Genomic DNA, 17,700 nt, shown 5'->3' with positions numbered 1-17,700 from the left:
GATCGTTCACCTTTCCCTCAGTGCTCGTGTTCAGCCGAGCCTTTGCCGATTTCCGCCTTGAGCACGAAGCTGCCGGCAGTGGCATAGGGGGTGCCTGTCTTGAGTCCGGACAGGATTTCGGTGCGTGCTCCATCGCTACGCCCGATCTTGACGGGCTGCGTCACAAAACCATCATCGACTCGGACGAACATAACGCTCTTTCCGTCCATGCTTTGGATCGCTTCCGAAAGCACGGCGACCGGCACTTTGGTTTCGTTCGAGATCACTTCCACGTTGACGAAGAGGCCAGGACGCCAGCTTCCCTGGGGATTCGAGAGGAGCACCCGAGCCCGTGCCGTACGGGTTTGCTCACCGATGAGCGCGCCCACATAGGCCACGGTGCCGGTCGCCGTAGAGTCGAAGGACGAAGCCTTGATGGAGACCTTTTCTCCAACCCTGACCCGGGCCAGATCCTTGGCCGGCACACTGATTTCCGCCCAGACAGTGGTCAGATCGGAGACCGTGAACACTTGGCCGTCCTCCTTGACCGCCTCACCCAGGGCTATGTGCTTTTCAACGACCATTCCATCAAAGGGAGCACGCAGCACATAGCGGTTGAGGCCGCCATCCGCATCCACACTGGCACCGATGGCGGTGAGCTTCTGCTGCACGTTGGCAACGGCAATTTCGGCCTCACGCAACACCTGTTGTGCCTGCAGGTAGTCCTGCTCGGCGGAGATTTTTTGCTCCCACAGCTTCTGCTCCCGCTCATAGGCTGTTCTGGCAAAGCTCAACCGCTTCTGAGCCGCCATCAACTCGCTACGTTGTTCAGAAAGCGCCGGGCTTGCCAGTACGGCCAGCACTTGCCCTTTCTTGACGATCTGTCCCAGATTGGCCGACACACTCTGCACGACCCCGGCAACACGCGGAACGACGTGCGCTGTGCGATCCTCATTGAAGCGAATTTCCCCGGGGAGTTGCAGAGATGATCGAATCCGGGCTGGGCCGGCTTTGTCGATCTCAATTCCTGCGGTCTTGATCTGCTCGTCGCTGAGCTCGACCTTGCCTTCCTCTCGGTCCGGTGGAATCTCCGTCGCGGGCTTGTTATGGTGTTCCGCGTCATCATGTGCAGCATCGTTGGCGTGGGTGCCGTCTGCCTTGGCTGCCTGTCCGCTGTGCAGAATGAACCCTCCTGCTACTCCGCCAAAGGCGATGATCAGGGCTACGGCGATCAGGTGCTTTCGGCTGATCCGGGTCGTCATGTTCTTCAGATTCATCTTGGAATCCTCCTTGCGTTATTCAGAGATACGATCAGCCAGAAGGCGATCGATTTCGGCCGAGGCCCGATGGGTGTCGGTTACGGCGCGCAGGTATTGGTTACGTGCCTGGAATAGCGTCCGCTGGGCATCGAGGACATCGAGAAAGCTGAATTTGCCCAGCTCAAAACCCTTCGCTGCGTTCTCGTAGGCCAGTTGCGCCCCGGGCAGCACGTCGCGTTGTAGGGATTCGAGCTCAAGTCGGCTGTTGCTCAGCCGCTCACGGGCCTGCAGGACATCACCGGTAAGCCGGACCCGCAGGGCGGTATGTTCGTCCCGCGCCTTGTCTTCCCGCTTGAGGGCTTCGAGGAGGTTGCCGCGGTTGCTGTCGAAGACGGGAATTGGGATGGACACGCCCACGAGGAGTTGATCTCGACCAAGCTCCTCGGCACGTTTTACCCCGACGCTGATTGTTGGGTCAGGAATGCGCCGGGCACGCTCCAGCGCCGTGACAGAGGTGCGCCGCGTGATCTCGACTGAGGCCCGCTTTAGGACGGGTGATGCCTCGATACGCTGCTCGACCGTGTTGGAAGACGGTATTGGCGGAAGCGTGTCGACGTCACCTTCTGCGCGTTCGAATCGCGGGATCGGATTGCCCCAGAGCCCTGTCAGCCGCTGACGGGCAACCCGCAGCTCACCTTGAGCCTGAGCCAGTTCGACCCGGACCCCGGCTTCCGCGACACGCGCCTTGGTCTCCTCGACGGGAGAGACTTTTCCGGCGATGACACGCTTGGAAACCGCAGCTGTGGCTCGCTCCGCGAGGGTGACGGTCTCTTTTGCGAGCCGGGTTCGCTCTTGTGCCGAAAGTACGTCAAAGAAAGTGCTGATGACCAAGGCACGGATCTCGGCACGGCGAGTGGCCAGTTCGATGTCAGCGAGGTCGCGGCCGCGCTCGGCGATCGCAATCCGGGCGCTCCGCTTGCCTGCGAGCTCAATGGGCTGGTTGAGCTGTACGGTTGTGGTGCGCGTCGTGGCGCGGGTGTCCTCCACAAGATACTCGATGGATGGATTGGGCCGTGCGCGTCCCTGGATCTCAGCGCCTTCGCTGGCTTCGCGTTCGCGAAGGGCTACGGTGATGTCAGGGTTGGCCCGAAGGGCCAGATCGAGCGCTACGGCAAGCGTCAGCGGACCACCGGCTTCGATGGGAAGTTGATTGAGGACGACAGTCTGGGAGGAAAGCGATGCCGGCGCCTGAGCCTGAGCCTGAGCATGGGCACCGAATGCGGTCGCAAAAAGGACCGCGAGCAGCGGAAAAGCGGTTCTGAATGGCACGGGGGTGCGCATTGAAATCTCCTTGTTGTGCAGTCGTCGGCAGAAACCGACAGGACGACGAAACAGATGAGATCCGGCGCGAGCGCAGCCTGACGGCGGGCTCTAAGTGGAACCTAAGTGGAAACTAAAGCAGGTCGCTGCGCCGAATCAGAGCGCAGCGATCCAGTTGGGCCGTTCGGGGCCTGGGGGAATGTGGGTGCGAAAGAAGGCTGGCGTTGATTCCGGTGTAGAGGGCACCGGACACCGAGGCAGGCAGAGTGTGTCCTGCCCGAGAATTTTGAGAGCGCTGTAGTGGCACAGCCCACAGTCTCCGTCGATGGAGACACCTTCGCCAGAATCAGATGGCTTGGAGGCCTCCGCCTTCGATGCTTTGTGCTCGTGACTATGATGTCCGAAATGGTGGGCTTTTTTGCCTGCCTCATGCTGGCAATAGGCGCCTACCGCTGACCAGCTAAGCTGGAGCGGCATGAATACAGCCAGAAGGACGGCAACCCAAAAACGCATCATCAGAAGTATACCGGAAGACGCTCCAACTCAAAGATGAGCCTTGGTGAGTTTATCGGCGGGATGCTGAAGGCGCAGTAGTCGCAGCCCGTTGCCGACGACAAGCAGGCTCGCCCCCATATCGGCGAACACCGCCATCCACATGGTCGCGCTGCCCAGCAAGGCCAGGACAAAAAAAGCCGTCTTGATTCCCAGCGCCAGAACGATGTTCTGCCAGAGCACCCGGTGTGTCGTGCGCGAGAGCCAAATGGCTTCAGGAATCCGGCGCAGATCATCGTTCATGATCACGACGTCGGCAGCTTCCAATGCGGTGTCCGTGCCAGCAGCCCCCATCGCTATACCGATATCGGCGCGCGCCAAGGCCGGCGCATCGTTGATCCCGTCACCGGTCATCGCCGTGGGGCCACGTTCTTTCTGCAAAGCCTCAATGGCATTGAGTTTGTCATCAGGCAACAGGTTGCCGCGTGCGTCGTCCACACCGGCCTGCATGGCGACCGCTTTGGCCGTCGCCTGGTTGTCGCCGGACAGCATGATCGACTTCACGCCCAAGGCGTGCAAAGCCGAGATGGCCTCCTGGGCGTGGGGTTTGATCGTGTCGGCGACGGCAAACATCGCCAGCACCCCCCGTTCGTTGGCCAGGAGTGTCATCGTGCGACCTTGCGCCTCGTGCGCAAAGAGTCGGGCCTCGACAGCGGGATTGCACAGCTTCCGCTCTTCGATCAAACGGTGGTTGCCGAGAATCAGGTCTTGGTCATCGATACGCCCTTGGACACCGCGCCCTGGCAACGCTGTGAAATGGTCGGTCGTGTTTGAGCTTGGCGCCAGTGCGCTTGAAATAGCTTTCGAGACGGGATGATCGGAGTGGGCGGCCAGGCTACCGGCCCACTCCAAAATCAGTTTTTCGGGCACGGTCGGGTCCACGATTTCGGTGGCAACCAGTTTCGGTTTGCCTTCGGTGATCGTCCCTGTCTTGTCGAGGGCGATGACTTTGAGCTTGCGCGCTTCTTCAAGGAAGACGCCGCCTTTGATCAAGATCCCCCGGCGCGCTGCAGCGGCGAGTCCGCTCACGACCGTGACGGGGGTTGCAATCACCAAGGCGCAGGGGCAAGCGATCACAAGGAGAACCAAGGCCTTGTAAAAGGATTGAGTCCAGCTCCATCCCAATAGCCATGGAGTGAGCAGCGCCACGGCCAGTGCGATCACGAAGACGGCCGGCGTGTAGACTGTCGCGAAACGATCGACAAAGCGCTGCATGGGCGCCTTGCTGCCTTGCGCCGTTTCAACCGCATGGATGATCCGGGCCAGCGTGGTATCGCTGGAGCGCGCCGTCACCTTGAATTCCAATAGCCCCGATTCGTTGATCGTGCCCGCAAAGACGGGGTCGCCGACGGTCTTGTCCACAGGCAGGCTCTCACCGGTGATGGGTGCCTGATTGACCGCGCTGTTCCCCGCCGTCACGACGCCATCCAGAGGGATACGGACCCCGGGCTTGACCCTGATGACGGTAGCGAGCGCGACATCGCGGGAGTCCTGCGCACGCCAGCTGCCATCGGGCTGCTTTGCCTCGGCGGTTTCGGGCGTAAGCGCGAGCAGGCCCTTGATCGCATTCCGTGCCCGATCGACCGACCTGGCTTCGATCAGTTCTGCAATGGCATACAGGGCCATCACCATGGCTGCCTCGGGCCATTGCCCAATGGCAAAGGCACCGGTCACCGCAACCGACATCAAGGCATTGATGTTCAGACGGCCCTGGGACAGGGCAGCCAGTCCCTTGCGATAGGTTGAAAACCCCGCCATCGCGATCGCCATGGCGGCCAAGCCCATCCCGGCAATCTCGGCCATAAGGTCGTTGGGCATTACATAGGCCAGGAGTTCTGCACTCAACGCCAGAGCGAGTGCCGTCGCGAGAAACGCGGTGCCGCGGAAAACGCCACCGTGCCCTATGCCCGCCGGCGCATCCGGCTCGACCGGAGATGAAGCAAAGCCTGCCTTGCGGATGGCGTCGATGATGCTCGGCAGCGCATCATCGGGCGCATCGATGCGCAGGGTGCGGGCCGATAAATCAAAGCGAAGCCCGCTGATCGCGCCGATAGGCTCGACCGCCCGGCGGATCTCGCTCTCTTCAGTGGGACAGTCCATTGCCGGAATGCGGAGCAGCAAACCGCCTTCTGTACTGTCGGCTTGTGGAGGCGTATTCGTGGAAGGCGCCTCAGGGGCGTGACACGTGCCGCTACACCCGCAGGATGAGGGCTGCGTCTCGGATCGCAGGCTGATGGGCAGGGGTTTCATGGTGATCTCCGGTTGCCGCCATTGAAAACCCTGTAGTAACTCCAGAGTCAAGCGGGTAAGGTGATGACCTTCCTCGATTCACTTTTGAGCCCACGCCGGGCTTCAGGCCTTGCAATGAAAATCGGTCAGCTCGCCCAGCAGACAGGTACGCCGGTGGACACCATTCGTTACTACGAGCGCGAAGGGTTGCTCCCGCGTGCTGCGCGGACGGAAGGCAACTATCGGATCTACGATGCCGTTCATCTCGAACGCCTCGCCTTCATTCGGCGATGTCGCTCCCTTGACATGACGCAGGACGAAATCCGGGTGCTCCTGCGTTTCAGGGACACTCCGTCGGAGAGTTGCGAAGACGTCAACGCGTTGCTCGATGCCCATATCGGCCACGTTGCCGAGCGGATACGGGAGTTGCAGCAGTTGGAAAAGCAGCTTCAGACGTTGCGCGAGTGTTGCCAGGAAGGCCGACAAGCGGCCGAGTGCGGGATCTTGAACGAGCTATCCCATGGAGGGGCAGAGCTCACCACGCCCGCCGCATCGGAGAGCCATCTCGCCGCCACGCATGCCGGTGGGCGACAGCATGTGCCCCCAAGACAGGGAGGCGGCGCGTGATGGTTGAAGGTGCCTTGCGCAACCCCAGGGCCATCATCTGCCGCGTCTCAGGCGTGAGGCGTCGTGAAGCGACGCGATTCGCGTTGGGAAGGATCGCGCATGAGAAAAGGAATTGCACGCATTCTCATTTGGACGCAGAATCAAAAAAAGACATTCAACGGTAAGACCCCTCATGCAAGCCCTGCGTCTCCTTTCAATCGTTCTGTTTTCTTTGGTTGCGACGGTCTCGATCGCCCAAGTTGCGCCTCAAGCGACGCAAGACAAGACCAAGCAGATCTGGCAGCTGCTGGATTACCTTGCCGTCGACTATGGCCGTTCCGTTAATGAGGGACAGGTCGCCAACGAAGCCGAATATGCCGAGATGCAGGAGTTCGCACAGGCCGCAGAACGACAGTTGGCCGAATTGCCAGCGGTGCCGGCCGCTCCGACCCTGGCGAGCGATGCAGCGGCGCTACGTGCGCTCATCGCACAAAAGGCTTCGGCCGCATCTGTGGGAGAACAGGCACGCAAATTGGCAGGCGGACTCATCGCGGCCTATCCGGTCTCGATGGCCCCCGGCAAGTTGCCCGATCTACAACGGGGCGCCACGCTCTATCAGAGCCAATGCGCGTCGTGCCACGGCGTCTCGGGGCATGCGGACGGCCCACTCGCTGCCAAGCTGAACCCACCTCCCATCGCGCTGGCCGACCACGAACGCGCCCGGGAGCGCAGTGTGTTTGCGCTTCAGCAGATCATCACGCGAGGTGTGGCGGGAACGTCCATGCCGGGATTCGTACAGCTCTCGGACGAAGACCGCTGGGCACTGGCCTACTTCGCCTCGACGCTGTCGTACTCCGAGGCCGATCAGCAGGCAGGGGCCAAATTGTGGGCCGCGCAACCTGCCCTCCGTGAGGCCGTGCCGACCCTGGCGACGCTGAGCCAGCATTCCGAGGCAGCGCTCGCCAAGACCGTCGGCGCCGATGCCGCTCGCCAGCTCACCGCCTACCTACGGAGCACGCCCCAGTTACTCGCAACGTCAAACACGGGCAGCATACAGATCGCGAAAGACAAGCTGAGGGAGAGCGTTGTCGCGCTGGACAACGGAAACGAACGCTTGGCCTCGCAGCTGGCATTGTCGGCCTATCTGGATGGCTTCGAGCCCGTCGAGCCGGCGCTGGCCGCCAAGAATCAAGCGCTTTTCCACGACATCGAAAAGACGATGGGGCTCTACCGCAATGCACTGACTGCCGGGCAGGTCGAGCGTGCCCACGACATTGCCCAGCAACTGCAAGCCCAGCTCGATGAAGCGCAGGAGGCCTTGGGGGGCACCAAAGACGCCCTCTCGACCTTCCTTGGCGCACTGACCATCCTGCTGCGGGAAGGCCTGGAAGCCTTGCTGGTGGTTGTCGCGATGATGGCATTCCTGAAAAAAGCGGATCGCACCGATGTGCTGCCCTACGTGCATGCGGGATGGATGACAGCGCTCACCGCCGGGGGGCTGACCTGGCTAGTGGCGACCTATGTCGTGGATGTGAGCGGCGCCAGCCGCGAGATGACGGAGGGGGTTTCCGCCGTGTTTGCCGCCGTTGTACTCCTGGCGGTGGGCATGTGGATGCACCAGAAGAGTCTTGCGGGTCGTTGGCAGACCTATGTGAAGGAAAAATTGTCGTCTGCCCTGAGCAAGAAGTCGGCATTGATGCTGTTCGTACTGTCGTTCGTCACCGTCTATCGCGAAGTCTTTGAAACGGTCCTCTTCTATGCGGCGCTCTGGACCCAGGACAATGGCGTCTATCTGCTTGCCGGCCTCGCCTCCGGCATCGTCATCCTGGCGGCGGTCGCAGCGGTACTCCTGCGCTCCGCGGCACGTCTGCCGATCAGCCAGTTCTTTGCCTTCAGTTCAGCCCTCGTGGGGGTGCTCGCCGTCGTTCTGATGGGCAAAGGTGTGGCCGCACTGCAAAAGGTCGGCATCCTGCAGATCACGCCTATCTCGATACCGCGCATCGATGTTCTTGGCGTTTACCCGTCGATCCAGACCGTTACCGCACAGGTCCTGATCCTGCTCATTATTGTGGCAAGCGTCGCCTACAATTTGAGGTCGCAACGGGCCGCCACGCAATCGTGATAACGTCGTTGTCCCCCGGCCTTTGGCGAGGACAGGACGGCGATGCTGACTCACTGGGAACTGGAACATTACCGACAGCTGTACCGCAATCAGATTGACCGGCTTGTCGAGACCTTGACGGTGCGCCTCCTGCCGACCTTTGACTCCGTGCACGCGGAAGTCGAGGCGCTTCAACAGGAAGCGTACCGAGCGAGCCGTGAGTGTGCCAACGATGGCAACGGGCTCGATCCGCAAATGGCCCATGAGGCCGCTTTCGAGGCGTCGTTAGCGCATTTCGACATTGTGCTCGATTTGCGCCAAGGGCTTCAGAACATGTTCGCGGTCAGTCTCTACCACCTGTTTGAGCAGCAAGTCCGGGCGTTCCACGTTCGTGTTCTACATCAAAAGCCGCTCAAGTTCGGGCCCGATGTGCTGAAGGAATGGGATAAGGCACTCCCCAATTCTGTCCTGAGTGCAGACCAGCGTTCCTGTCTGAACGAACTTCGTCTGCTGGCAAATACCGTCAAGCACGGCGACGGCACATCGGCCCACGAGCTCTATGTGGTGGCGCCTCACCTGTTTCTGGCCGATTGGGAGCAGGATGCGCTCGATGACCCGAGGGTCATCGTCCATAAACCGGACATCGGGGCACCGCTCTTCGGACAAGACCTTTTCGTTCGTCCGGGCGACATACATCGCTACCGGCAACTCCTCAACGGCGTATGGTCGACCTACTTGGAGGCGTTTCACGGGAGGGGGTAGCCTGTCAGTCGCAGCTGACGCGTGTAGAGGTCCTTGATGACGTACATGGGGCTGTGGAGTCTCTAGTCCGCGATCACCTGACCCACGCAGCTCACGAAACGGAAAAATCGTACGCTAAGGCGCGCGACGGCTTTTGACCTAGCAGCAGTGCAAAGCCGCGATCAGTGGGCAGGAGACATTGCCGTGGTGCGCGTTGCACTCGCTCACCAACTTCGACAGCGCCACCTCCATTTGCTTGAGGTCTGCTAGGCGGGCACGTACATCAGCCAGGCGTAGAGCAGCCAATTCAGCCGCCTCGCCGCAATGCGTGCCGTCCTCCAGCCTCAGGAGTTGGCTGATTTCCTCCAGGCTGAACCCCAAGCGCTGGGCTGATTTCACAAACTTCACCCGCGCCACGTCCGTCTGCCCATAGCGGCGGATGCGTCCATACGGCCGCTCCGGCTCCGGCAGCAGGCCCTTGCGTTGATAGAAGCGGATCGTCTCCACATTGACCCCGCCTGCTTTGGCGAAGGCCCCGATGGTCAGGTTCTCCGAAGCGTTCTCCATGGCGCTTGACTCCGTAGTTGACTACGGAAATAACGTTACAACATCAAGCGAAATCCCGGAAGGAGAACCTGATGTTGGAACCCAAGAACGGCCGTGGCGCACTGGCGACCGGCGGCGTAGCGGCCGTCCTCGCCTCGACCTGCTGCCTCGGCCCGCTCGTGCTGGTCGCGCTCGGCTTCTCGGGTGCCTGGATCGGCAATCTGACCGTGCTGGAACCGTACCGACCGTTCTTCATCGGTGCGGCGCTCATCGCACTGTTTTCCGCCTGGCGCAGCATCTTCCGCCCGGTTCAGGCCTGCACGCCGGGTGAGGTGTGTGCCGTGCCGCGGGTGGCGAAGGCCTACAGGGCGATCTTCTGGATCGTGGCCACCTTGGTCTTGGTTGCCCTCGTTTTTCCCTATGTCCTGCCGCTGTTCTACTGAAAGAATATTGTCATGAAAAAACTCGCAATCCTGATCACCCTGGCCGCCACCCTGAGCCCCCCTGCCTGGGCTGCATCCCAAACCATCACCCTGTCTGTGCCCGGTATGACCTGCGCCGCGTGCCCAATCACGGTCAAGAAAGTACTTACCAAGGTGGACGGCGTGAAAAAGGCCGAAGTGCGCTACGAAAATCGGATAGCCATCGTCACCTTCGACGACGCAAAGACCAACGCCGAAGCCTTGACCAAGACCATGGCAAACGCGGGCTACCCCGCTACCGTCAAGCAGTGAGGACGCCATCATGGCCGAAACAATCGCCTTCCACATCGATGGCATGACGTGCACGTCGTGCGCCGAGCATATCCAGGAGGCTCTGGGGAACGTGCCCGGTGTGCGCTCGGCCTCAGTGTCCTATCCGCAAGGACGGGCCGAGATCGACATGGACGCGGACATGAGCTTGGACCCGTTGGTCGCGACCGTGACAGAGCTTGGCTACCGCGCACGGATTGCCGACTCGGCAGGCAAACTGACCGGCGGACTGTTGGACAAGGCGATGGGTTGGCTGGGCGGCGATACGAAGCGCGGTGGCAGCGAGCAGATGCTGCATGTCGCCGTGATCGGCAGCGGCGGTGCGGCGATGGCGGCGGCCTTGAAGGCCGTGGAACGTGGAGCGCGCGTTACGCTCATCGAACGCGGCACTATCGGTGGCACCTGCGTCAATGTCGGTTGTGTGCCCTCCAAGATCATGATCCGCGCCGCACACATTGCGCATCTGCGCCGCGAAAGCCCGTTCGATGAAGGTCTGCCTACCGCAGCGCCGATCGTGCTGCGCGAGCGGCTGCTGGCCCAGCAGCATGGCCGAGTAGAAGAACTGCGCCACGCCAAGTACGAGGGCATCCTGGCGAGCACCCCGGCCATCACCATGCTGCGTGGCGAAGCCCGTTTCAAGGACGTGCGTACGCTGATCGTAGCGACTGGTGACGGTGGCACGCACGAGGTGAGCTTCGAACGCTGCCTCATCGCTACCGGGGCCAACCCCGCGACCCCGCCAATCCCCGGCTTGAAGGACACGCCTTACTGGACCTCCACCGAGGCGCTGACAAGCGACCGCATTCCCGAGCGGCTGGTCGTAATTGGCTCGTCCGTGGTCGCGGTCGAGCTGGCGCAAGCCTTCGCCCGCCTGGGCAGCCAGGTCACGATCCTGGCGCGCAGCACGCTGTTCTTCCGTGAAGACCCGGCCATTGGCGAAGCCATTACGGCCACCTTCCGCGCCGAGGGCATCGAGGTTCTAGAGCACACCCAGGCGAGCAAGGTCGTCTATGCTGACGGGGAATTCATGCTCACCACCGGACACGGGGACGTGCGCGCCGACAAGCTGCTGATCGCCACCGGCCGCGCACCGAACACCCGCAGCCTCAATCTCGATACGGCAGGCGTCGAGGTCAATGCGCAAGGGGCCATCGTCATCGACCGCGCCATGTGCACCAGCGCGCCGCACATCTACGCAGCCGGTGACTGCACCGCCCAGCCACAATTCGTCTATGTGGCAGCGGCGGCCGGCACACGCGCCGCGATCAACATGACCGGCGGCGACGCGGTGCTGGACCTAACAACGATGCCGGCGGTGGTATTCACCGATCCACAAGTAGCGACAGTGGGTTACAGCGAAGCGGAGGCACAGCACGACGGCATTGAGACCGACAGCCGAACGCTCTCGCTCGACAATGTGCCAAGGGCGCTCGCAAACTTTGATACGCGCGGCTTCATCAAGCTGATCGCCGAGGTCGGCACGGGGCGGCTGATCGGCGTACAGGCGGTAGCCCCAGAAGCGGGCGAGCTGATCCAGACGGCGGCGCTGGCGATCTGCCACCGGATGACCGTGCAGGCGCTGGCCGACCAGTTGTTTCCCTATCTGACCATGGTTGAGGGACTCAAGCTCGCGGCGCAGACCTTCAGTAAGGACGTGAAGCAACTGTCCTGTTGCGCCGGGTGAGAACTGGGGTGTTCGATGTGGATGCTCTGCCGCGGCTGTGTTTCGTGCCGGCGGCCTTCTCATGCGGGGATCCGCCTGGCCCCGCTGACGCGGTAGTGCCGGGCGCTGGACGCGCCGGATGCCCGCCCTATCGGACCGAAGGCAAATACCCAGTTGACGCGTTTGCAAACAATCTTAGCTGGATTCGGTGGTGGTCCCCCGACATTGTCTGAACTAGACTTCATTAAGTGAAAATGAGTTGTGCTTTCATGTGTGGTGTGAAATGACCCGGCGACGCCGAAATTCTCGAGCCAATCAATCAGTGGAGGGCGATAGTCGCCACGCTGGAAAACCTTGCCGAGCGTTGTGTTGGCGCACTAATGCCATGGTCTCATCCGATCATCGCAGCACTTGCAGCAGGTTCCGTTTGGGAGGCGCAGACCTCGATCAAAGTGAGCCCGATGCCAACGGACGTCGTCAGCCTGACGCTGTGGCGTGTTAACCATGACCCGCCACTTCAAACAACTAATCTGTCATCTGTTGATTGGGGTATTTCTGTTCGCGCAAATGGCGGTTGTGTCGTATGCCTGTCCTCAGTCCTCTCCGGTTGGATTGAATCAAGTATCGGTATCCATCATGTCCTCGGACGACAACCCATCCATGGACATACCCGCCTGTTGTGACGGGATGGAGCGACCGGACATGGCTAATCCCAATCTTTGCACCGAACATGCCCATTTTGGTCAGCTGAATGATCAGACGCAGATCCCGACGCTGCCTGCAATTCTGCTGACCAGCCTCTATGTCGTTTCCACAGCATCCGAGCTGAATTTCCGGTTCCCGCCTGCCGCCTTAGCCAACTTCCTCGCTGAGTCGTTCCCACCGCACGCCATCTTGCACTGCTGCTTCCGCATTTAGGCCTCCCGACGACACTGTGCTGACGACCTGAGCGGTCGATACAGCACAACGGTTCTGCTCCCCCGTGCTTGTGACCTTTAGGCTCGCTCGCATGGGGATTCGCCCGAGCTGATTCGTTTCCATGTCTGGAGGCTCCGTGTTCGCCGACTCGCTCCGCGCTGTCCATTGGGGGGTCGTCTCAGAAAACGGAAAATAAAGCACGCTAAGCCGGTTGCAGCGGTCGCAGCGGCCTAAACTTGCCAGCGCCGATCTTGGCGCTGCTGCGCCAGAGGTAATCGCCGGTCAGATTGATGTGCTCCCAACCTAGCGGAGACAGGTACTGCAACAGGGCGTCATCGACAGTCTGGCCGTGGCCGCGTAAGGCGTGCGCGGCCCGTTCCAGGTAGACCGTGTTCCACAACACGATGGCAGCCGTCACTAGGTTGAGGCCGCTGGCCCGGTAGCGCTGCTGCTCAAAACTGCGGTCACGAATTTCGCCCAGGCGGTTGAAGAACACGGCGCGGGCCAAGGCGTTGCGGGCTTCGCCCTTGTTCAGTCCGGCATGCACGCGGCGGCGCAGCTCGACGCTTTGCAGCCAGTCCAGAATGAACAGCGTGCGCTCGATGCGGCCCAGCTCGCGCAGGGCGACGGCCAAGCCGTTCTGGCGCGGATAGCTGCCGAGCTTCCTGAGCATCAGGGAAGCCGTCACTGTGCCCTGCTTGATCGAGGTGGCCAATCGCAAGATTTCATCCCAATGGGCGCGAACATGCTTGATGTTGAGCGTGCCGCCGATCATCGGTTTCAGCGCGTCATAGGCGCTGTCGCCCCTCGGGATGTAGAGCTTGGTGTCGCCCAGGTCGCGGATGCGCGGCGCAAAGCGGAAGCCCAAGAGGTGCATCAGCGCAAAGACGTGATCGGTGAAGCCTGCCGTATCGGTGTAGTGTTCCTCGATCCGCAGGTCGGATTCGTGGTACAGCAGGCCGTCGAGCACGTAGGTCGAGTCGCGCACGCCGACGTTCACGACCTTGGTGTGAAACGGCGCGTACTGGTCGGAGATGTGGGTGTAGAAGGTTCGCCCTGGGCTGCTGCCGTATTTCGGGTTGATGTGGCCGGTACTCTCGGCCTTGCTGCCGGTGCGGAAGTTCTGGCCATCCGATGATGACGTGGTGCCGTCACCCCAATGCTCGGTGAATCGCCCCGGGTTTCGCGGAGGCTCCCACTCTTGAGAAGATGGAGCCATGAAGAAGACAACGAAATACGCCCCGGAAGTACGCGAGCGTTCAGTGCGGATGGTGTTCGAGCAGCGCAGTGAGCACCCGTCGCAATGGGCCGCGATCCAGTCGATTGCGGCGAAGATCGGTTGCACGGCCCAGACACTGCACGCCTGGGTTCGGCAGCACGAGCGGGATACCGGACAGCGGGACGGGGTCAGCAGTGCCGAAACCGCACGGATCAAGGAACTGGAGCGGGAGGTTCGGGAATTGAAGCGGGCCAACGAGATCCTGCGTCTGGCCAGTGCGTATTTCGCTCAGGCGGAGCTCGACCGCCGCAACAAGTGACCCACGACTTCATCGACATGCACCGGGAGCGTCTCGGGGTCGAGCCGATCTGCAAGGTCTTGCAGGTTGCCCCGTCGGCGTATCGACGCCAGGTGGCACGCCGAAGCAATCCTGGCCTGCGCAGCGCCCGGGCACTGCGCGACGAACGCTTGATCAGGAATATCCAGCGGGTCTGGCAGGCCAACCTGCGGGTGTATGGCGTGCGCAAAGTATGGAGGCAGTTGCAGCGGGAAGGCATCGAGGTGGCTCGCTGCACCGTCGAGCGTTTGATGCGGGCCGAGGGCCTTGTCGGCGCCCGGCGTGGAAGCGCGGTTCGCACGACCCGCGCTGATTCCGCCGTACCTTGTCCGCTGGACCGGGTCAATCGGCAGTTCGTGGCCGAGCGCCCGAATCAGCTGTGGGTCTCCGACTTCACGTATGTCTCGACCTGGCAGGGGTTCGTGTACGTCGCCTTCGTCGTCGATGTGTTTGCCCGCTACATCGTCGGCTGGCGCGTCAGCCGCTCCATGCATACCGAGTTCGTGCTGGACGCACTGGAGCAAGCCTTGTGGGCACGCCAGCCCCAGCGGGACGCCCTGATCCATCATTCGGACAGAGGGTCACAGTACGTATCCATCCGCTACACCGAGCGACTCGCCGAGGCGGGCATCGAGACGTCGGTTGGCAGCAAGGGGGACAGCTACGATAACGCCTTGGCCGAGACGATCAACGGACTCTACAAAGCAGAGTTGATCCATCGCCGTGGCCCATGGAAAAGTGCTGAAGCGGTGGAACTGGCAACCCTCGAGTGGGTGGCCTGGTTCAACCATCATCGGCTGCTCGCCCCTATTGGCTACATGCCGCCGGCTGAAGCTGAGGCAAACTATTACCGCAGTCAAACCGCTCAGGCTGTCATGGCCTGACTTAAACCAAATGGCCTCCGCGAAACCCGGGGCGATTCACGGCGAAGGGATGCCGAAATTGGGCATTGACCAACTCGGCCAGTGCCGTCGAATAGGTTTCGTCGCGGATATGCCAGGCTTGCAGCCAGGCCAGCTTGGCGTAGGTCGTGCCGGGGCAGGACTCGGCCATCTTGGTCAGACCCAGGTTGATCGCGTCGGCCAGGATCGTGGTCAGTAGCAGATTCTTGTCCTTGGCCAGGTCGCCCGATTTCAGGTGCGCGAAGTGCCGGGTAAAGTCCGTCCATTCGTCCACCTCCAGCAGCAATTCGGTGATCTTGACGTGCGGCAGGATCATCGCCGTCTGGTCGATCAGGGCCTGCGCGCTGTCGGGCACTGCTGCATCAAGCGGCGTGATCTTCAGACCCGACTCGGTGATGATGGCGTCCGGCAGCTCATTCGCCAGAGCCATGCGGTTGACGGTGGCGAGCTGCGTTTCCAGCAGCGTCAGCCGCTCATGCAGGTATTGGTCGCAGTCGGTGGCCACGGTCAGCGGCAATTCGCTGACCTGCTTGAGGCTGGCGAATTTCTCGGGCGGCACCAGGTAGTCTTCGAAGTCCTTGAACTGACGCGATCCCTGTACCCAGATGTCGCCGGAGCGCAGCGCGTTCTTCATCTCTGACAGCGCGCACAGTTCGTAGTAACGCCGGTCGATGCCGGCGTCGGTCATGACCAGCTTTTGCCAGCGCGGCTTGATGAAATCGGTCGGTGCGTCGGCCGGCACCTTGCGGGCGTTGTCGCTGTTCATGCCGCGTAGTACCTCGATGGCGTCGAGCACATCCTTGGCGGCGGGCGCCGCCCGTAGCTTGAGCACGTCGAGGAATTCCGGGGCGTAGCGCCGCAAGGTCGCATAGCTCTCGCCGATGCGGTGCAGGAAATCGAAGTCCTCGGGCTGCGCGAGTTTCTGCGCCTCGGTGACGCTCTCGGCGAAGGCATCCCAGGACATGACGGCTTCGATGGCAGCGAACGGATCGCGGCCCGACTGCTTGGCCTCGATCAGCGCCTGGCCGATGCGACCGAACAGCCGCACCTTGGCATTGATCGCCTTGCCGGACGCCTGGAATTGCTGCTGATGCTTGTTCTTGGCGGCGTTGAACAGCTTACCCAGGATGCGGTCATGCAGATCGATGATTTCGTCGGTGACGGTGGCCATGCCCTCGATGGCGAGCGCGACCAGGGTCGCGTAGCGGCGCTGCGGCTCGAACTTGGCCAGGTCGGCGGGCGTCATCTGGCCGCCCTCTCGGGCGATCTTGAGTAGACGATTCTGGTGAACCAGCCGCTCGATGCCGGAAGGCAGGTCGAGCGCCTGCCACGCCTTGAGGCGTTCGATGTGTTCGAGCATGTGCCGCGAGTTCGGTTTGGCCGGTGACTGGCGCAGCCAGGCCAGCCGGGTCGTCTTGCCGTTGTCCCTCCGCTTTAGCAGATCGTCGAGGCGGCGGCGATGCGCGTCCGACAGCGGTTCGGCCAAGGCGTCGTAGATGCGCCGGTTGGCGCGGGTGATGGCTTCAGCGCTCGCCCGCTCGACGGCATTGATGGCAGGCAGAATGACCGACTGCCGCCGCAGGTGCTCGATCAGGGTGCTGGCCAGCACGATACCCTTGTCGGTCTGCATGGCCAGCTCGGTCAGCGTGTGGACAGCCTGCCGGTAGTCGCTCATGGTGAACGGTTGGAAGCCGAACACCGTTTGGAGTTCGACCAGGTGCTCGCGCCGGGTCTGCTCCCGCTGCCCGTACTCGCCCCAGCTTTCGACGCTGACCTTGAGCTGGTCGGCGACCAGCTTCAACAAGGGTGGAAACGGCGGCTCATCGACGCCAAGGATGAGGCCGGGAAAGCGCAGGTAGCAGAGCTGCACGGCGAAGCCCAGGCGGTTGGCCGGGCCGCGCCGTTGCCGGATGATGGAAAGGTCGGTGTCGCTGAACGTGTAGTAACGGATCAAATCGTCCTTGGTGTCCGGCAACGCCAGCAGGCTTTCCCGCTCGGCGGCGGAGAGGATGGAACGACGCGGCATGTCTCTATTGATCCAATCTCAAGTATTGATACAGGGTCTCCCGGCTCACACCAAACTCACGGGCCAGCTTCGCTTTTTGTTCACCGGCGGCGGCACGCTGCTGTAGATCGGCTACCTGTTCGGGCGACAGCGCTTTCTTGCGGCCCCGATAGGCTCCGCGCTGTTTGGCGAGCGCGATGCCTTCCCTCTGTCGCTCGCGGATCAAGGCCCGCTCGAATTCGGCGAACGCCCCCATGACCGACAGCATCAGGTTCGCTATCGGCGAATCCTCGCCGGTGAAGGTCAGGCTCTCCTTGACGAACTCGATGCGCACGCCGCGCTTGGTCAGCTTTTGCACAAGACGACGCAAGTCATCAAGGTTGCGCGCCAAGCGATCCATGCTGTGAACCACCACGGTGTCGCCTTCGCGCACGAAGGCCAGCAGCGAATCAAGCTCGGGCCGCTGCGTGTCCTTGCCCGACGCCTTGTCGGTGAACACCTTGCCGACTTCGACATTGTCATTTTCAGAAGACGACCGCACCAAACATCAGAAGTCGATTGCACTGTGCCG

At 61.7% G+C, this 17,700-nt stretch carries 13 protein-coding genes, 3 pseudogenes and 1 other annotated feature; of the genes and pseudogenes, 8 read left to right on the top strand and 8 right to left on the bottom strand.

Annotated elements, in window-relative coordinates:
* Window positions 1-17 precede the first annotated feature (17 nt).
* The 4 genes from ACE3RX_RS18370 to ACE3RX_RS18355 form a co-directional block, all read right to left on the bottom strand.
* Window positions 18-1,256: an efflux RND transporter periplasmic adaptor subunit gene (locus tag ACE3RX_RS18370; protein WP_374486415.1), complete on the bottom strand. Its 1,239-nt coding sequence runs from the start codon at window positions 1,254-1,256 to the stop codon at window positions 18-20.
* An 18-nt stretch (window positions 1,257-1,274) separates the two neighbouring features.
* Window positions 1,275-2,579: a TolC family protein gene (locus ACE3RX_RS18365; protein ID WP_374486414.1), complete on the bottom strand. Its 1,305-nt coding sequence runs from the start codon at window positions 2,577-2,579 to the stop codon at window positions 1,275-1,277.
* 135 nt (window positions 2,580-2,714) lie between these two features.
* Window positions 2,715-3,071 carry a DUF2946 family protein gene (locus tag ACE3RX_RS18360; RefSeq protein ID WP_374486451.1) on the bottom strand — a complete coding sequence of 119 codons (357 nt, stop codon included), beginning with the start codon at window positions 3,069-3,071 and terminating at the stop codon, window positions 2,715-2,717.
* A 30-nt stretch (window positions 3,072-3,101) separates the two neighbouring features.
* Window positions 3,102-5,360: a heavy metal translocating P-type ATPase gene (locus ACE3RX_RS18355; RefSeq protein WP_374486413.1), complete on the bottom strand. Its 2,259-nt coding sequence runs from the start codon at window positions 5,358-5,360 to the stop codon at window positions 3,102-3,104.
* A 114-nt stretch (window positions 5,361-5,474) separates the two neighbouring features.
* Between ACE3RX_RS18355 and cadR the strand changes: the two genes are divergently transcribed.
* From cadR to ACE3RX_RS18340, 3 genes are all read left to right on the top strand, one after another.
* The gene (gene cadR / locus ACE3RX_RS18350) at window positions 5,475-5,966 is read left to right on the top strand and encodes a Cd(II)/Pb(II)-responsive transcriptional regulator (RefSeq protein WP_079436221.1); all 492 of its coding nucleotides are present in this window, start codon (window positions 5,475-5,477) and stop codon (window positions 5,964-5,966) included.
* 172 nt (window positions 5,967-6,138) lie between these two features.
* Window positions 6,139-8,067, top strand: a complete 1,929-nt coding sequence (locus tag ACE3RX_RS18345) for an FTR1 family protein (RefSeq protein WP_374486412.1) — start codon at window positions 6,139-6,141, stop codon at window positions 8,065-8,067.
* Between the two features lie 42 nt (window positions 8,068-8,109).
* A complete protein-coding gene (locus ACE3RX_RS18340; protein WP_374486411.1) occupies window positions 8,110-8,808 on the top strand; it encodes a hypothetical protein in 699 nt (232 codons plus the stop codon).
* A gap of 138 nt (window positions 8,809-8,946) precedes the next feature.
* On the opposite strand, the gene merR is transcribed toward ACE3RX_RS18340, so the two are convergent.
* Complete coding sequence (merR, locus tag ACE3RX_RS18335; RefSeq protein ID WP_079436218.1) at window positions 8,947-9,354, bottom strand: Hg(II)-responsive transcriptional regulator; 408 nt, start codon at window positions 9,352-9,354, stop codon at window positions 8,947-8,949.
* A gap of 71 nt (window positions 9,355-9,425) precedes the next feature.
* Between merR and merT the strand changes: the two genes are divergently transcribed.
* The 4 genes from merT to ACE3RX_RS18315 all read left to right on the top strand — a co-directional run bounded on the left by merT (window position 9,426) and on the right by ACE3RX_RS18315 (window position 12,666).
* Window positions 9,426-9,776 carry a mercuric ion transporter MerT gene (gene merT / locus ACE3RX_RS18330; RefSeq protein ID WP_374486410.1) on the top strand — a complete coding sequence of 117 codons (351 nt, stop codon included), beginning with the start codon at window positions 9,426-9,428 and terminating at the stop codon, window positions 9,774-9,776.
* A gap of 12 nt (window positions 9,777-9,788) precedes the next feature.
* A complete protein-coding gene (gene merP, locus ACE3RX_RS18325; RefSeq protein ID WP_374486409.1) occupies window positions 9,789-10,067 on the top strand; it encodes a mercury resistance system periplasmic binding protein MerP in 279 nt (92 codons plus the stop codon).
* Between the two features lie 10 nt (window positions 10,068-10,077).
* A complete protein-coding gene (gene merA, locus ACE3RX_RS18320; protein ID WP_374486408.1) occupies window positions 10,078-11,769 on the top strand; it encodes a mercury(II) reductase in 1,692 nt (563 codons plus the stop codon).
* 483 nt (window positions 11,770-12,252) lie between these two features.
* The gene (locus ACE3RX_RS18315; RefSeq protein WP_374486407.1) at window positions 12,253-12,666 is read left to right on the top strand and encodes a hypothetical protein; all 414 of its coding nucleotides are present in this window, start codon (window positions 12,253-12,255) and stop codon (window positions 12,664-12,666) included.
* A 202-nt stretch (window positions 12,667-12,868) separates the two neighbouring features.
* Here ACE3RX_RS18315 and ACE3RX_RS18310 read toward each other — a convergent pair.
* A pseudogene (locus ACE3RX_RS18310) lies at window positions 12,869-13,837 on the bottom strand (Tn3 family transposase); the annotation flags it as partial.
* A 46-nt stretch (window positions 13,838-13,883) separates the two neighbouring features.
* Between ACE3RX_RS18310 and ACE3RX_RS18305 the strand changes: the two are divergent.
* A protein-coding gene (locus ACE3RX_RS18305) for an IS3 family transposase (RefSeq protein ID WP_374486406.1) occupies window positions 13,884-15,106 on the top strand; the annotation gives its coding sequence in 2 pieces (ribosomal slippage) (window positions 13,884-14,166 and window positions 14,166-15,106; 1,224 coding nt in all).
* Window positions 14,162-14,278: a sequence feature (AL1L pseudoknot), on the top strand. It overlaps the preceding gene by 117 nt.
* 40 nt (window positions 15,107-15,146) lie before the next feature.
* Here ACE3RX_RS18305 and ACE3RX_RS18300 read toward each other — a convergent pair.
* Together ACE3RX_RS18300 and ACE3RX_RS18295 are read right to left on the bottom strand one after the other, a co-directional pair.
* Window positions 15,147-17,150, bottom strand: a pseudogene (locus ACE3RX_RS18300) (Tn3 family transposase); the annotation flags it as partial.
* A gap of 4 nt (window positions 17,151-17,154) precedes the next feature.
* Window positions 17,155-17,649, bottom strand: a pseudogene (locus ACE3RX_RS18295) (recombinase family protein); the annotation flags it as partial.
* Between the last annotated feature and the right edge of the window lie 51 nt (window positions 17,650-17,700).

It is taken from the genome of Zoogloea sp., from assembly GCF_041914405.1.
Classification (GTDB): Bacteria; Pseudomonadota; Gammaproteobacteria; order Burkholderiales; family Rhodocyclaceae; genus Zoogloea.
This window is presented reverse-complemented; position numbering and strand designations above follow the sequence as displayed.

What these genes read in the sequence shown, in the direction of transcription:
- ACE3RX_RS18370 (WP_374486415.1), bottom strand. Translation starts at nt 1,256, where the DNA reads ATGAATCTGAAGAACATGACGACCCGGATCAGCCGAAAGCACCTGATC.
- ACE3RX_RS18365 (WP_374486414.1), bottom strand. Translation starts at nt 2,579, where the DNA reads ATGCGCACCCCCGTGCCATTCAGAACCGCTTTTCCGCTGCTCGCGGTC.
- ACE3RX_RS18360 (WP_374486451.1), bottom strand. Translation starts at nt 3,071, where the DNA reads ATGCGTTTTTGGGTTGCCGTCCTTCTGGCTGTATTCATGCCGCTCCAG.
- ACE3RX_RS18355 (WP_374486413.1), bottom strand. Translation starts at nt 5,360, where the DNA reads ATGAAACCCCTGCCCATCAGCCTGCGATCCGAGACGCAGCCCTCATCC.
- cadR (WP_079436221.1), top strand. Translation starts at nt 5,475, where the DNA reads ATGAAAATCGGTCAGCTCGCCCAGCAGACAGGTACGCCGGTGGACACC.
- ACE3RX_RS18345 (WP_374486412.1), top strand. Translation starts at nt 6,139, where the DNA reads ATGCAAGCCCTGCGTCTCCTTTCAATCGTTCTGTTTTCTTTGGTTGCG.
- ACE3RX_RS18340 (WP_374486411.1), top strand. Translation starts at nt 8,110, where the DNA reads ATGCTGACTCACTGGGAACTGGAACATTACCGACAGCTGTACCGCAAT.
- merR (WP_079436218.1), bottom strand. Translation starts at nt 9,354, where the DNA reads ATGGAGAACGCTTCGGAGAACCTGACCATCGGGGCCTTCGCCAAAGCA.
- merT (WP_374486410.1), top strand. Translation starts at nt 9,426, where the DNA reads ATGTTGGAACCCAAGAACGGCCGTGGCGCACTGGCGACCGGCGGCGTA.
- merP (WP_374486409.1), top strand. Translation starts at nt 9,789, where the DNA reads ATGAAAAAACTCGCAATCCTGATCACCCTGGCCGCCACCCTGAGCCCC.
- merA (WP_374486408.1), top strand. Translation starts at nt 10,078, where the DNA reads ATGGCCGAAACAATCGCCTTCCACATCGATGGCATGACGTGCACGTCG.
- ACE3RX_RS18315 (WP_374486407.1), top strand. Translation starts at nt 12,253, where the DNA reads ATGACCCGCCACTTCAAACAACTAATCTGTCATCTGTTGATTGGGGTA.